This is a genomic window from Arthrobacter ipis, assembly GCF_014694315.1.
Classification (GTDB): domain Bacteria; phylum Actinomycetota; class Actinomycetes; order Actinomycetales; family Micrococcaceae; genus Arthrobacter; species Arthrobacter ipis.
Map to the genome: position 1 here is coordinate 143,890 of NZ_JAAOXD010000002.1, position 14,453 is coordinate 158,342.

The following is a 14,453-nucleotide window of genomic DNA, read 5'->3' on the forward strand; positions in this document are numbered from 1 at the left end:
CGCGGCGTGGCGACCGCAGGGGCTGCCCGCAGCCGATCCCAAGGAGCGTTCATGACCATCCTGAGAATGACGCCGGAAGACGAGGCGTCCGGGCTGACGGCTGATATTTACGATGATGACCGCCGGTCGCTCGGCTATGTACCGAGCCATACGAAGGCCATGAGTCTGAATCCGGAGGCCTACATGGCGTGGGAGTCTCTTATCAAGGCAATCAGCTCCTCTTTGGGCCACCGCCGGTACGAACTGGTTACCCTGGCGGCTGCCCAGGGCATCGGCTCGACGCATTGCCGGTTGGCCCACGGGAAGAAGATGCTCAGCATCCTCGGCGAAGATGAATTGATAGCCATCGCCAGAGACTTCCACAATGCCGGACTTACACAGGCTGAGGTGGCCATGATGGACTACGCGCTGAGACTCAGCACTGACGCGGCGAGCATGACCGACAACGATGCGCAGAAACTCCGCGATTTTGGATTCAGCGACCGGGAAATCGCGGATATTACGTTCGCTGCCGCCGCACGGAACTACATCAGTCGGTCGGTGTTGGCCATGGGCGTCGACCTGGATGTTCCCGAAGGTGTTAGCGACGAGCTGCAGAACGCGTTGCTCGCCCCGCTGCCTCAGATGCAGCCTAAGCGGGCAGCGCCCCCAGAAAGTTCCGCCGGCGAATAAGCCGGGATCCACAGTCCAGGTGGTTGCCGCGAGGGACTGCCAGCGCCCCAGAGGGAACAGACGCGTCTTCCGCGCGAGACGGCGAGCAGGCAGGGGGCGTGCTTGCCAAGGGCCTGCTTAGCGTTTGGCCCTTGTCCGGATGACCACAGCAGAAAGACCGCTTGCTGCAGCCAAGAATCCGAGCATTATCGCCAGTGCTGAGACGTATTCAGAGATAGTCATCGCGGCCACACCTTCCAGTTGTGATGCGGCGACACTATCGGGGAGAGTCGGCGGCCTTTGAGAAGGAATGCAGCGTGTCGAATCAAGATTTGGACACGAGGTCCTCCCACGGCAGCAAGGAGCCCAACGGCCCCCGATAAAGCCCGCTGGAATCCTTGCGCCTTCTGAGAGGCTAGCCATTCGCGCCCGGCGCCGTCACCGGTTTCATCAGACGGCGGCGTAAATTGTCACCGGAAGTGGGGACACGAGTGACGCTTGTGAGGAAGCCCTGGGCAATTTGACGGATGCCCGCCGCGGCCGAGGACGCCGTCACCCGCTACCGGGAGGCGGCCGAGGCATGGGCGCTCGGCAGCGAGAGGCTACGGCTGGACGGGCTGCTGCATGACAGTGTGATGACCGCTGTGCTCACTGCCGGTCGTGCCGGGTCGCCGCAGGAGCGGACGGCAAGCGCCGCCCTGGCCCGCAGCGCACTGGAGCGGCTGGACCAGCAGGGAACCGGATACTCTGAGGCCGCGCCGGCCACAGTCATCGAGGTGGCGGCCCGATCCGTATTGCGGCCGACGGCGGCACTCATGTTCCGGACGTGACGGGTCACCTCCGATTCGGCTGAGCACCTTCTCCTGCCGGTCGACGTCGTCCGTGCCGTTGTAGAGGCAGCCTCCTAGACGGTCACCAACTCCCGCCGTCATGCGGGACGGGCCGCTGCAACGTCCACGTGACGGCCGCCGCAGCGGCGGACCGCACGTGCCACGGTCATCACCGTCCGCAACGCCGGGAACGGCATTGACCACGGACTGGTTTCCGACCGGCGGCTGGGGATCCAGTTGCTCTTGAAAACGGTCAAGATTTTAGTACGCAGGCCCCGACGTTAGGGGGCGAATCCCGAGGATTTTCTTTGGGCCGAAAGGGCAGCCGGTAATAGCCAGTGCAGTTGGCATGGCGGCGATGAACGATCCGGTCCCTCGCGCCCGTTCGTCCACGCGCCGACCTCTTGGGCGGGTTTTTGTATGGGCCATCCTTCGGGTCCGACCTGTCAGTTACTGCCACTTATGCGGGACTCATTCAGCTTGCAAAGAACCCGGATACGCTCATTGCCAGCGCGGTCACGGTGGACGGTAACAGCCTTGTCACCTCGGCTGCTGTGCTGTGGCCGGACGGATCTCCGGGAACGATGACGATCACCAGCCGGGACGCGAACAATGCGGTTCTCGGCTACGACATCACGTACGGTTCGCCGGTCACGAAGACCTTCACTCAGCCGACCATCACCCGGAACGCCGCTGGTGCGGCGACCAACGTACCCCAGATTGTGGTGAGCTAATTGGGTATCCTCGACGCCCCTGTTATCCCAAAGGACTCGACCGGGCGCAGGCTCGATTCGTTCCAGGGTGGCAGACACCCGGCTCCAGAAGCGCAGCATCCCCGGCCTCGCTGCGATCCCCGGCGTGATGACCTCCCCTCCGACCATCTCAGCGGCGGCGGCCACGCAGCTCACCAGCGCTGCCACCATCCCGCCGTGGCAGCCGGGCGCCTACACCTTCAGCGGTGGCAAGCCATCGAGGGGTGCGTCCTTCCCGGACGACACCAGCTTCGGCGTGGCAGGGATGTACACGAACACGTCAGCCACCCCGTGGGTTGCCGAGTGTGACCTCGACTTGGCCGAAGCGACGGGCCGCTTCGAAGTCCAGGTGAAGCCCAACGCATCCGCAGGTGTCCGTATCGGCATCTCGATCAACGGCGCACCCATGCAGTACATGGCGAACGGACCGTCGATCATGGACGGAACCAACCAGTTCCACCTCGTGACAATGGGAGCGCCGGGCCGGTACAGGATGCGACTTGAACTGGACGGCAACGCACGGTTCTACGGCATCTCCGTGGCCCTGACTGACACTGTTCGAAGCGTCCGCCAGGCAGGCAAGCGCATGGTTGTCGTGGGCGACTCCTACACCGAGCCGACCATCGTGGACTCAAACCCCCGCGTGGGCAACATGGGCTGGGTGCAGCGGCTCGGCATGATGCTCGGCGTGTCCGCCATCTCGTGCGGCTCGGGCGGCACCGGCTACGTCAACCCCGGCGCGGGCGGGCGTGTGAAGTTCCGTGACCGTTCCGCTGACTGGCTGGGGCAGTTGTCCACCGGGGACATTCTGGTCTTCGCGGGCGGCATCAACGACACTTCATACACAGCGGCGCAGGTTGGTACGGAAGCGGCGGCGTGCTTCGCACTCTGCCCGCCCGGCGTCGAACTCGTGGTCCTGTCCCCCTTCTGGCCGCGAGGCTTCCAGTCATACTCCGCGAACTTGCTGGCCGTCAGGGACGCGATCAAGACGGCGGCGGTGGCTGCCGGGGCGAAGTACATCGACCTCCTGCAAATCCCGGCCGTGGAGACGCTGCCCGCAGCAACCACGCTTGCGGCGGCGACCACCGGCACGCCCTCACAAATATCCACCGTGGCGAACATCCCGAACGGCACCTACATCCAGATCGGGACTGACACGAACGCCGAGATTAGGATGACGACCGGCCGCTCGGGGTCCGGGCCGTACACGCTCAGCTTCGGCGGATCCTACAACGGGCTCACGGGCGGCGGTAACCTCGCACGCACGCACGCTCTGGGCGATCCCGTGATCCCGTCCGGCCCCGGCTACATGACAGGCACCGGAAAGCAGGGTACGACCGTGGGCGACGGGAACGCCGACCGCTACACAGGGTCGGATGCCACCCACCCGTCCGGGCCGGGGCACTTCAACATCGCCACCTACGTCCTGCGCTACTACACCGAAACCCTCGAAGGGTAGAGGCGGAGCGGCCCCTTCGGGGGCCGCTTTACTTGTTGGCGGCAGCGGACTTAGCCACGGCGTCAAGGATGGGCTTGCTGAGCTTCTTCGCCATGTAAGCATGGCCTGCGTCTGTCGGGTGGGTGTTGTCCCTGCCGATCAGCTTCGTGTCTTCCCCGGTGAACCAGCCCTCAGCGATCGGATCAATGAACGTCGCGCCAGCATGCAGGGCGGCGGCCTTGATGGCATCCCGCACGTCGAACATGTTCGGGATTGGGGTATCGTTCGGCCACGCCGGGCCAACCACGATGAGCTTCGCATTCGGGGAGTTCTTCAGCATCGCAGCGTAGAGCTGTCCCGCTGCGGTGCCTACGGTGTCAGCCGGCGCGGAAGCGTCGTTGAGCCCGCCGAAGACCACGACCACGTCCTGATCCTCGAAGGCGTTCCCGGCGTAGGACTGACCGAACGTCTCGTGAATGATTCCCTTCGTGACGTACCCGGCACCACCACGCCCAAGCAGGTTCAACTGAAGGCGCGCACCGTCCTTGGTGTAGCCCGACTGGACCAGCGCAGGCCAACCATCGTCCTTGAACCCGCCCATGTCGCTGCCACCCGTGAACGAGTCACCAAGTACCAGCAGCTGCGGGACGAAAGCGGCCTTGATCGGCTTCCCCGTAGGGATCACTTTGGACGCCGCAACCGGCGCAGGCTGGCGCGTCAGGACGAACCCCGTGAACGCCAGGACAAGAACGGCGGCCAGCGCCATGCCAGCGATAATCAGCCGGCGCGTGGCGCGGCTACGGGTGTGCCCCATATATCCCCCATGAAGATTGTGCAAGTCAAGCTGAAGCATAAGGCCTGAAGCTTCAACTAATGAAATCGCGCATCTAAGGGGTCAGATAAATCCGGTTATGCCCTACCCGTGTTACGGCGACATGTGGCTCGTGGGAACGAACTAGCGGTACCCGTCCACAATGGCAGCAGCGATCTCCTTGTAAGCCCGCCGAGTCTCGGGCTTCAGGTGGTCGAGGGTCACCAGGTCGCCGTCAGCCACTCCTCTGTCGTGCGGCACGGCGATGAGCTCGCGGCACATTCCGGCGAGGTGCTCCTCGATCGCGTCCTTGTCCACTCGGTTGGACACCTCGTCCTTGTCCGTGATCACCACGATGGCGTTGCGGGCCAGGTCCTCGTAGCCGTGGCCAGCCAGCCACTGCAGCGTGCTGCGGGCGCGCTTGGCGCCGCTCACCGCGTAGCCGGCGGCGATGATCAGGTTGTCCGCGGACTGCAGGATCCCACTCATCGCGTTGTGAGTCACTCCCGTGCCGCAGTCGGTCAACGCCACGGAGTAGTAGCTGGAGATAAGCTTGCGGATCCGCAAATACTCCTCGGCGGTGAGTGAATCGGACACCTCGGGGTCCTGCTCGCCAGCGATGAGGTGCAGCCGGCCGGAGTGGTGCATGTAGCGGGAGAGCTCGGTGAGCGAGTCGACGGAGTCGATGTTCCGGAGCAGATCTGTAATCGTCCGCGGGGTTGCCTTCTGGTAGATGCCTTCCCCCAGCGCGCGCTCCACGAGGTCACCGGAGTCGGGGTTCGCGTCGATGGCGCACGGCGGGTCGCCACGGAACTCGGCCAAAGTGAGGCCGACCCCAACGGTGGTGGAGGTCTTGCCGATCCCACCTTTCAGGCTGAGCACTGCGGTGTTATAACTACCCTGCAGCTGGCGTGCGATCCGGCGGGCCACCTCATCTTCCTCGCGTTCCAGAGCGCTCGGACCGAGGTTCCAGGCGCCGCCTGTGGCCCGGTACAGGAAGCCTCGGAAGCCCTTCTTCGGGCGCGGCTTCTGCTCGCGGACAAACGACGTCGGCAATGCGGTGGCGTCCGCAATCGGCACCTCAGGCTCCGGAAGGCTTTCCGGTGCGTTCGACGCCGGTGCTCCCGCGGGCTGGCGGGACGGCGTCGGCGGAGCCGCGGCGGCGGGAGAGGCGTCAGAGAGAGCGTCGGCTACCGCGGCAGCTTCCGCCCAGGAGGAACTGCGGACAGGACGGGGTGGTGCGGTGGGCTCAGGTGTCACGGCGGGAAAGGTTCCTGTCCAGGCGTCGGAGCCGTCGTCATTGCGGCGGCGGAAGCGGCGGCGGAGCTCGGGCTGCTCCTCGTCGGGGCTGGCCTCGGCTAATCGGTTGTCCGCTGGCTTGGGCATGGTCGTTCCCCCCGGGCTCGCAGCGGCGTCCCGCTGCGGTGGTCGATTGGTCTCGTTCAAATAGCCATTCTAGGCGCTACCGAACTACCTATTGGTCAGCGGCATAGCTTGCGCTCCTAGCGACGCCCGAAGACAAGCTTTCTCAGCTGTGAGTTAGAGCTGCCGTAACAACAGCGGCAGTGATCACCAGCAGAATGCCCAGTGCCACGTAGCCCCACCATTTAGGCCGACTCCGGTGCGGGTTGATGTCGACGTACGGCACGGCTATTTCTGCCCGCCCGGAGCGGAAGAGGCTGTCGCCGGGGCAACGGCAACGGCCCTGCGCTTGAGCCGGAGCATCCAGTAGAGCCCGGCGAACGGAATCAACAGGCTGCCCAGCAGGACAGACAGTGCGAGAACAAAATCGGTGACGGCCACGGTTGAGACCTCCGTAAGCGGCAGCTCCTTCGACGCAACCAGAGCGACCATGCTCAGGGTTCGACAAAGGGGCTGGGAATGGACCCCCCATTTTTGGGTCATTCGCCAGCCTACTTAGCACTTAAGGGCGCTGTCCAATTGGACACGCCCGTTAGTGCAACCACTATTCATCTATTGCGCTTCATGCCTTTGCCCCTAGTGCCGGAGGGCCAGCGTCACCACCACCGCAGTCGCCACTGCCAGAACCGCTAGCCCGACGAACGACAGCGCGCGAAGCTGACGGCGGCGTACTTCGCGCTGCGATTCCCGACCGTACCGGCCTCCCCCACGGAATCCCATGGCGGAAACGCTACGGATGGAAACTCAAGGAATGCGCAAGCAAACCTCAAGGTTTGATCAAGATGTAGAGCTTCCCACTCATACAGGCCTAGATGCCGTCGCCGTGATTCGTGGCTGCGTTGTGGTGGTGCAGCATCCGCCGCAGCCGCTGCGGGTGCTGACCGCGCCCCGCGTGACGAGAGGGAAGCGGCGACAGCGGCTCCACGGCCAAACCCGCAACGGCGGCCCTGGCACGATCTTCCACACCCGGCATGTCCTGCAGGTCAAGCCAGGAACGCTCGGGAAAAGGGTCATCGGCAACGATGTGCTGCTCGAAGAAGCGGCGGAGGGCTGGACTGATTCCGGTGTTCATATCCCAAACGTAGAATGGCACCTTCCCCGCGCCCAGAGTAGTCAATACGTGTCTTTCGCACAGCCGGGTACCCGGCTGTGCGAAAGTACTCGGCTCAGTGCTGCGGGCGGGTCTCCTGCAGCCGCTTGATGAACCAGCGCGACTGCTCCGGCCCGTAAGGCAGCACGGGGATGGCCTTTGTGGCGTCAGCGGGGGTGTCCCGGATCGACTGCCGGGCCTGCCGGACGGCCGTTGTCATGGTGTCTGCCATGGTCTTGACGAAGCGGTCGCTGCACGGTTCGCCATGCCCGGGAACCAGGAACTCGTAGCGGCGGCGGAGAGCGGAGAGATGCCGCAGTGCGTCTGCCCATTCTTCCGGGTAGGAGTCCTCAAAGGAGGGATGCGAGCCCTGTTCCACGAGGTCGCCGGCGAACAGGGTGGTGGTGGTACCTACTAGGAGGTCACCGTCGGTATGCCCGCGGCCCAGGTGGAACAGCGTTACAGTCTGACCACCAAGGTCCACCAGTACGGGCTGGTCTCGAACAATCGCGTTGGGGACCACGATCTCCACGTTCTCACCGACGCCGGCGGCCATTTCCGGTTCGGCATCGGTGACCTCGCTGCGTTGGGCGTCGCCGTCTTCAGCGATCTCCTCCGCACAGTTCTCGTGCGACCAGAACTCTTCAGCGCCGGCCTCGGCGAAGACCGCGTTGCCGAAGAAGTGGTCGTAGTGTGCGTGGGTGTTCACCACCACAAGCGGCAGCGGGGTCTTCGCCCGCACGGCGCCCAGGATCTCCTTGCCTTGCCTCGGTCCACATCCAGTGTCGATCACCATAGCCCGTTCGGTTCCTACAATCAGGCCAGTGTTGAGCTTTGAACCTTCAGTCACCAGCACATAGTTGTCCGCGCCGACGTCGAGCCATCGTGACATTGTTTCTCCATAAATCTGGGGAGCATCTGCGATCTTCTGGCCTCGATTGTACTCATCTAGCTTGGGATTATCAGGGAAGCGCTATAGCGCCAGACCAAAGGGAAGCCAGCGCGTGACCGCAAATTCACTCATTCGAAACACCGCGCTGGGTATGATCTGGCCATGGGGACTAAACAACAGAAGCACTTCTGCGAAACCTGCAACACGATCACCAACCACGTCACGTCATACAAGGATGACGGAAGGGGCCTCGAGGCTCTCGTAAGGTGCAGCGACCACTCAGACACAACACTGTAGGACCTGTCCTTCGCCGCCGAAAAACGGCGGCGAAGGACCGATCACCTGAATGCCAATACTTACGTTTTACAAATCGGCCAAAAGCGAGGTCGGGGCCTCGATCGCATCCGCGACATAACGCAGGAATCCGGCGGCCGTACCGCCATCGCAGACCCGGTGGTCAAAGGTCAGCGTCAGCTCAGTGACTTTCCGGACGGCAAGTTCGCCTTCGACGACCCACGGCTTGTCGATAATCCTGCCAATGCCGAGGATGGCCACCTCCGGATAATTAATGATTGCCGCAGAACCATCGACGCCAAACACGCCATAGTTATTAAGCGTGAAGGTTCCGCTGCCCAGTTCCGTTGGGGTCGCCCTGCCATCGCGCACGACGGCGGTCAGCCGCTTAATTTCTTCGTCGAGTTTGTTGGCACTCAGTTTCTCAGCGTTGCGGATAGAAGGGACCACCAGCCCCCGGTCGGTTTGCGCGGCGAACCCTAGGTTCACCCCATCGAACGCCAGGATCTCCTGGGACTCCGCGCCGGAGGCGTCCTCCCTGCTGACAAAGCGCGTGTTCAGCTCCGGATACTTCTTCAACCCTGCTGTAACAAAGCGAGCGAAGAAGGCGAGCAACCCCGGGGTGTGGTGAGGGTCGGCCTTATCGAGTCCGGCCCGCAGGTCGACCAGTGCCGTGGCGTCGACGTCTACCCAGACCGTAGCTTCTGGGATCTCGGAGCGACTGCGGGACATGTTCGCCGCCACCGCTTTGCGGAGACCCCGGACGGGCGTCCGGCTGATGATCCCCAGTCCAGTGCGGGGATCGACGTTCGCGCTGGTCGAGCTTGTCGAGACCGTTCGGACGGGCTCAACCAGCGCACGCAGTTCGGTCTCAGCGGGCTGGGTTTCGAAAGGCTCAACCGCCGGCGCATTGATTGCAGCCTCGACGTCACGTCGCAGGATCAGGCCACTCTCCCCTGAGCCGTGCATGTGTCCGAGGTCCACACCGTGCTCCTTGGCCATCCGGCGGACGAGCGGAGAAATAACAGCACCGAGCTTGCCGGGGACGCGAGTGCGCAGCAGTAAAGCATCGTCTGCGAGGGTTGTCAGCTTGGCGTCGCTGTCCCGGCTGGTTTCAACGCCTTTGGCTTCGACAGGCTGGGTCTCGACAAGCTCGACCGGCGAAGTGGACCGCCGCGGACGTGTCCGGCGGACCGTTGCAGTGCCCCCGGGCGTTCCGTAGCCAATAAGGACGTTGCCCGAGCCCGCTCTTTCTTCTGTTCGGTAAGCTTCGGCTGCCGTCTCTTGGGTTTCGAGGGGCTCAACCAGCGTGGTTTCGGTTTCGGCAGCCTCGGTTTCGACAGGCTCAACCTGCGATTCCGTCGGGGTCACTGAAATGAGCGGTTTGCCCACATCCAGAGTCTGGCCCGGTTCGCCGTGCAACTCGGCTACAATGCCGGCGTACGGTGACGGTACCTCCACAACGGACTTGGCAGTTTCCACTTCAGCTATGGGCTGGTCCACGCGGATCTCGTCGCCCACGGCCACCAGCCAGTTCACGAGCTCGGCTTCAGTCAGCCCTTCACCCAGGTCGGGCAGGAGGAACACTTTCCGTTCGGTCATCTGATCAGTCTTCCCACTGGAGGTCGTCAACGGCGTCGAGGATGCGATCCACGCCTGGCAAATAGAAGTGCTCGAGCTTCGGCGCCGGGTACGGCACATCGAAGCCGGTGACGCGCCGGATCGGTGCAGCGAGGTGGTGGAAGCACCGCTCCTGAATCCGGGCCACTATCTCGGAGGACACAGAGGCAAAGCCGTGAGCCTCCGCGACCACCACCGCCCGGCCGGTCTTCCGGACGGAAGCGGCCACCGTCGCGTCGTCGAACGGCACGATGGTGCGAATGTCGATGACCTCGAGCGAGCGCCCTTCTTCGGCGGCTGCGGCGGCCGCGGCAAGTGCTGTCGGGACAGAGGGACCATAGGCGATGAGCGTCGCATCGGTGCCGGAGCGGGCGATGGCGGCACGGCCCTCGGTGACCTCACGGCCGTCGGCTTTCCGCTCGTACTCCTCACGGAGTGCGTCCAGGTCCACCAAGTCCTTGGACCAGTAAAGCTTCTTGGGCTCCATGAACATCACGGGGTCGTCGGAGTCGATGGCTTCCCGGAGCATGTGGTAGGCGTCGGCCACGGTCGCCGGTGTGTAGACCTTCAGTCCTGCGGTATGTGCGTAGTAGGACTCGGAGGAGTCACAGTGGTGCTCCACTCCCCCGATGCCGCCGGCGTAGGGGACGCGGATGACCATGGGCAGCTTGACCCGGCCCTTGGTGCGGTTGTGCATCTTGGCCACGTGGCTGACGATCTGCTCGAAGGCCGGGTAGGCGAACGCGTCGAACTGCATTTCGATGACCGGCCGCATGCCGTTGATGGCCATACCCACGGCCATGCCGACGATGCCTGACTCAGCCAAGGGCGTGTCGAAGCAGCGCTGTTCACCGAAGGTTTTCATGAGTCCGTCGGTTATGCGAAAGACACCGCCCAGCATGCCAACATCCTCGCCGAAGACAAGGACGGAGTCGTCCGCGTGCATGGCATCCGCCATCGCGGTGTTCAGCGCTTTGGCCATGGTGACGGGCTGCGGTCCGGCCTCCTCGGCGCTTGCCGCAGCGGAGGCAGCAGCACGGGCGGTGGCCAAGCTGACGTTGCCGTCGGCTTCGGCGGAAGTGGTGACAGTGGGGCTCATTTGTAGGCCTCCTCTTCGGAAAATGCGCCGGCAGCATCACGGGCGAGCTCGTCGGCGAGCAGAGCCGACTGTTGATCGAGCTGCAGTGTCCGCGTTGCGAAGACATATTTGAACAGGTCCTGCGGGTCGACAGACACGTCCTCGCCGAGGCCGGTACGGAGCTGTGCGGCAACTGTCTCTGCCTTTTCGGCAATCCGGGCGTCACTGCCGTCGTCCAGCAGCCCTTTGTCTGTGAGGTATCTCTTCATCCGTGTGAGCGGATCTCGGGCAACCCACTGCGCAACCTCACTGTCCTGACGGTAGCGGGTGGCGTCGTCGGCGTTGGTATGGGCCTGCATGCGGTAGGTGTGTGCCTCGACCAGGAGCGGGCCCGAGCCTTCGCGGGCGAGCTTGACCGCGCGGTCCAGCACAGCGAGCAGCGCAACGGCGTCGTTGCCGTCCACCCGTTCACCCGCCATGCCATATCCCACAGCCTTGTGCGCTAGCGAAGGAGCCACTGACTGATGAGCCAGCGGCACGGAGATGGCGTACTGGTTGTTCTGCACGAAGAAGATGACGGGCAGGTGGAACACCGCGGCGAAGTTCAGGGCCTCATGGAAGTCGCCCTCGCTGGTGGCGCCATCACCGCACATGGCAAGAACCACCGTGTCCTCGCCGCGCAGCTTGGCGGCGTGCGCCACACCAACGGCGTGAAGCAGCTGCGTGGTGAGCGGCGTGCACTGGATGCCGACTTTGTGCTTCAGCGGGTCGTAGCCCCCGTGCCAGTCTCCTCGGAATATGGTCATGGCTTCGATGGGGTCCACGCCGCGTGCCATGACGGCGACTGCGTCGCGGTACGTGGGGAACATCCAGTCGCCATCGGCGAGACAGAGGGCCGCAGCGACCTGGCAGGCCTCCTGGCCGTGGCTGGAGGGATAGACTGCCATGCGGCCTTGACGGACCAGGGCGGAATTCTGGTCGTTGACCCGCCGGCCAACGACGAGCTGCTCATACGCGGCGAGGAGTTCGTCGTTGCCGGGCAGCGGGTACTCGTGGCCAGGCTCAGCCCCCTGCTCGGAGTGATGCTTCAGGTTGCCGTCCTGGTCCACCATCTGGATCTGGTGGCGGGCCGGCAGCATGTAGTCCTCGGTGGTGATGCCGAACTTGCGCACGGCCTCGGCGGCGGGGCCGGGCAGGCGAGCGTCCTCGGCCACTTCCAGCGTCGGCCGGCCCTGGCCCGTTGCGCCAAGGGAAGCGTGGTCTGCGGAGATCGTCATTGGTCCGTCCTTCTGTAGCCACTATTTGCTTTCAGTATGGTCCCGGACGATGTTTCGTATCCAGCCTCGCCGCAAATCATGGAGAAGTACGTTCCTATGCCCTACGCTGAAAGACAAATCGCCATTGTGACCCGCGTAACAGGTGGAAGTTGTAGACGAATGGTTGCACCAGCCGATGAGGATCAAGCCGCGGTTCCTCTTGACGACGTCGACCGCAACATCATTGCCGAGTTAACGCGCGACGGCCGGATGTCTGTGACGCAAGTGGCCGAGAACGTCCATATTTCCCGCGCTCACGCCTACACGCGAATTGCCCGGCTAACGAGCCAGGGCGTCTTGACTAAATTCACCGCGCTGGTGGATCCCGTTAAGGCGGGGGCTCAAGTCATCGGCGTATGTGACACTCAAGGTGCAGCAGCACTCGTGGCGGCAGTTGCGGGAGCAGTTGCGAGCGATTCCCGAGATACACCATATAGCCCTCGTGAGTGGGGACTTCGACGTCATTTTGCTCGTACGGGCCGTCGACAACGTACACCTGCGACGGGTGATCTTCGACCATCTCCAGTCCGTGCCGGGAGTGTTGGACACTCAGACGTTCTTAGTTTTCGAAGATGTGGACACGCGCTAGAGGTATGAAGTGGAGCGGGTCATCTGCCAGATCCGGGGCGGGCATCATCGCCGGTTTCGGGCGGAAAGCGCGAGCTTGTTGCGGTTCGGTCGCCGCCCGAGAGGAAGTGGCGCCGCCCGGCCTACGCCCGGCGGAAATGTCCTTTGTCCCGGAAGGGCAGGTTTTAACCAGGAGCAAGGGCCAGGGCCTTCTGTTTGACTGGGTCCGTGGGCTGCCGTCGGCGGCGCTCGTTGGCCCGCGAGGCGCCTGGACAACCTGATCTACATACCAGCAAGCGGGTTCATCGACGCAGCGACGTTCGTATGCCCGCACGCAGTGAGTGAAGTGCGGACCTACATCGAGGCGGACGCCGGCATGCGGCAATAGAGAGTGACGCGCGTGTCGAAAAGCCTCGTCCCAGCTGCGCCAGCAGATTGGCGAATTAGGCATACGAATACTGCGGCCCACTAAGGTGGTACGTGCAGTAGGGACATAAAGCGTCAATTGGAGGGGGAACATGATGTATCAGGACGACGAAGCGGAGTCGAGGGGCTACCCAGCCTCTCGACTTCATCACCTTCAACTTGAAATAGCTGGTGAGATTCGCAAGATTTGCATCGCCAACAATATCAAGTACTTCATCATAGCCGGCACGCTCTTGGGCGCCGTACGGCACAAGGGATTCATTCCTTGGGACGATGACATGGATATCGGCATGCTACGTCCTGATTATGACCGATTCCTATCGGTTGCCGCTGGGGAGCTGCCCTCGAACCTGTTCTTACAAACATGGCACAGCGACAAGGGCTACGGCCTTCCGATAGCAAAGGTACGAAAGCAGGGGACACGAATAGTCGAGAACATTTCCCTAAACGCAAGCCATCACAAGGGGATCTTTATAGATATTTTTCCCTTCGACGAGAAGCCTGCATCGGCCCTACATCAAGCGAAGCAGAATGCAATAACTTACATTTATAAGAGAATCGTGCTTTCCCGCCTGAACTATACGGTTGGAGCCGAGAAGTCATCTCTGAAGAATCTGCTGCTGCTCAGCCTCACGAGATCTACAGCGTTCTTGAAAGTAGACCGCCTAATACAACTTCTCGAGCGAGAAATGCGCAGATACAACACATCGGGAACCGGTGATGTTGTGGCCATCGGTGGATCTTACGGATACAAGCGGGAGACACTTAAAAGAAAATGGGTGGACAGTCTTACGGAAGTAGAATTCGAGGGCGAGCGCTGGCCCGCATTTGAATTGTGGCCGGAGTACCTCGAGCACATGTACGGGGATTACATGCAACTTCCTCCAGTGGAACAACGAGGAAAACGCCACGGCGTCATTGAAATCGATCTCGGAGAGCGTAGTTAGCCACCAGAGGCGCGGGATCGGGACCCGTGCCTGTGCGCCAGGAGGCCGAATATGCGTACTCGGGGTGACAAGTCGCCCTGGGTCCGCGGACCGGCAAGCGCTCCGCCGTAGACCGGCTGAGCTCTGGACATTCGCACACCTTCGGCGGCCGTCTTATTTGCATCAATCGAATATGTTCCTCACCGCAACCCGGCGGAGGACCTAATGGCTCGGGGTCGGAGGCTCGAATGCTTCCACTGCAGATAACTGCGAGGACGTTGCGCTCCTGCCGCTGGATACAACGGATCATGGCGAATACTGCCGCCGCCACTCACCGGCT

13 protein-coding genes and 1 pseudogene are annotated in these 14,453 nt (G+C 62.8%); 6 read left to right on the forward strand and 8 right to left on the reverse strand.

Translation table 11 applies throughout. The annotated features are described in order from the left end of the window. Nucleotides 1-51 precede the first annotated feature (51 nt). The 4 genes from G9E11_RS06165 (at nucleotide 52) to G9E11_RS06180 (ending at nucleotide 3,692) form a co-directional block, all read left to right on the forward strand. The gene (locus G9E11_RS06165; RefSeq protein WP_190603921.1) at nucleotides 52-672 is read left to right on the forward strand and encodes a carboxymuconolactone decarboxylase family protein; all 621 of its coding nucleotides are present in this window, start codon (nucleotides 52-54) and stop codon (nucleotides 670-672) included. Nucleotides 673-1,178: 506 nt separating this feature from the next. Next, the gene (locus G9E11_RS06170) at nucleotides 1,179-1,481 is read left to right on the forward strand and encodes a hypothetical protein (RefSeq protein ID WP_190603923.1); all 303 of its coding nucleotides are present in this window, start codon (nucleotides 1,179-1,181) and stop codon (nucleotides 1,479-1,481) included. Between the two features lie 584 nt (nucleotides 1,482-2,065). Further along, nucleotides 2,066-2,215 (forward strand): hypothetical protein, encoded by a 150-nt coding sequence (locus tag G9E11_RS06175; RefSeq protein ID WP_190603925.1) that lies wholly within the window; start codon nucleotides 2,066-2,068, stop codon nucleotides 2,213-2,215. Between the two features lie 67 nt (nucleotides 2,216-2,282). Next, complete coding sequence (locus tag G9E11_RS06180) at nucleotides 2,283-3,692, forward strand: SGNH/GDSL hydrolase family protein (RefSeq protein ID WP_190603927.1); 1,410 nt, start codon at nucleotides 2,283-2,285, stop codon at nucleotides 3,690-3,692. A gap of 28 nt (nucleotides 3,693-3,720) precedes the next feature. On the opposite strand, the gene G9E11_RS06185 is transcribed toward G9E11_RS06180, so the two are convergent. The 8 genes from G9E11_RS06185 to G9E11_RS06220 all read right to left on the reverse strand — a co-directional run bounded on the left by G9E11_RS06185 (nucleotide 3,721) and on the right by G9E11_RS06220 (nucleotide 12,155). Then, entirely contained in the window at nucleotides 3,721-4,485 is a 765-nt protein-coding gene (locus G9E11_RS06185; protein ID WP_190603929.1) for an SGNH/GDSL hydrolase family protein, read from the reverse strand. A 141-nt stretch (nucleotides 4,486-4,626) separates the two neighbouring features. After that, the gene (locus G9E11_RS06190) at nucleotides 4,627-5,868 is read right to left on the reverse strand and encodes a MinD/ParA family ATP-binding protein (protein ID WP_246468776.1); all 1,242 of its coding nucleotides are present in this window, start codon (nucleotides 5,866-5,868) and stop codon (nucleotides 4,627-4,629) included. A 264-nt stretch (nucleotides 5,869-6,132) separates the two neighbouring features. After that, nucleotides 6,133-6,336 carry a hypothetical protein gene (locus tag G9E11_RS06195; RefSeq protein ID WP_190603931.1) on the reverse strand — a complete coding sequence of 68 codons (204 nt, stop codon included), beginning with the start codon at nucleotides 6,334-6,336 and terminating at the stop codon, nucleotides 6,133-6,135. A 376-nt stretch (nucleotides 6,337-6,712) separates the two neighbouring features. Further along, the gene (locus G9E11_RS06200) at nucleotides 6,713-6,976 is read right to left on the reverse strand and encodes a hypothetical protein (protein WP_190603933.1); all 264 of its coding nucleotides are present in this window, start codon (nucleotides 6,974-6,976) and stop codon (nucleotides 6,713-6,715) included. Nucleotides 6,977-7,070: 94 nt separating this feature from the next. After that, nucleotides 7,071-7,886, reverse strand: a complete 816-nt coding sequence (locus G9E11_RS06205; protein WP_190603935.1) for an MBL fold metallo-hydrolase — start codon at nucleotides 7,884-7,886, stop codon at nucleotides 7,071-7,073. 363 nt (nucleotides 7,887-8,249) lie between these two features. After that, nucleotides 8,250-9,782: a dihydrolipoamide acetyltransferase family protein gene (locus G9E11_RS06210; protein ID WP_190603937.1), complete on the reverse strand. Its 1,533-nt coding sequence runs from the start codon at nucleotides 9,780-9,782 to the stop codon at nucleotides 8,250-8,252. A gap of 4 nt (nucleotides 9,783-9,786) precedes the next feature. After that, nucleotides 9,787-10,899, reverse strand: a complete 1,113-nt coding sequence (locus G9E11_RS06215; protein ID WP_190603939.1) for an alpha-ketoacid dehydrogenase subunit beta — start codon at nucleotides 10,897-10,899, stop codon at nucleotides 9,787-9,789. After that, the gene (locus G9E11_RS06220; RefSeq protein ID WP_190603941.1) at nucleotides 10,896-12,155 is read right to left on the reverse strand and encodes a thiamine pyrophosphate-dependent enzyme; all 1,260 of its coding nucleotides are present in this window, start codon (nucleotides 12,153-12,155) and stop codon (nucleotides 10,896-10,898) included. The genes G9E11_RS06215 and G9E11_RS06220 overlap by 4 nt, the downstream gene beginning before the upstream one ends. A 159-nt stretch (nucleotides 12,156-12,314) precedes the next feature. On the opposite strand from G9E11_RS06220, the pseudogene G9E11_RS06225 reads away from it, so the two are divergent. Then, a pseudogene (locus tag G9E11_RS06225) lies at nucleotides 12,315-12,783 on the forward strand (Lrp/AsnC family transcriptional regulator). Between the two features lie 496 nt (nucleotides 12,784-13,279). Next, complete coding sequence (locus G9E11_RS06230; protein ID WP_190603943.1) at nucleotides 13,280-14,134, forward strand: LicD family protein; 855 nt, start codon at nucleotides 13,280-13,282, stop codon at nucleotides 14,132-14,134. Nucleotides 14,135-14,453: the final 319 nt, after the last annotated feature.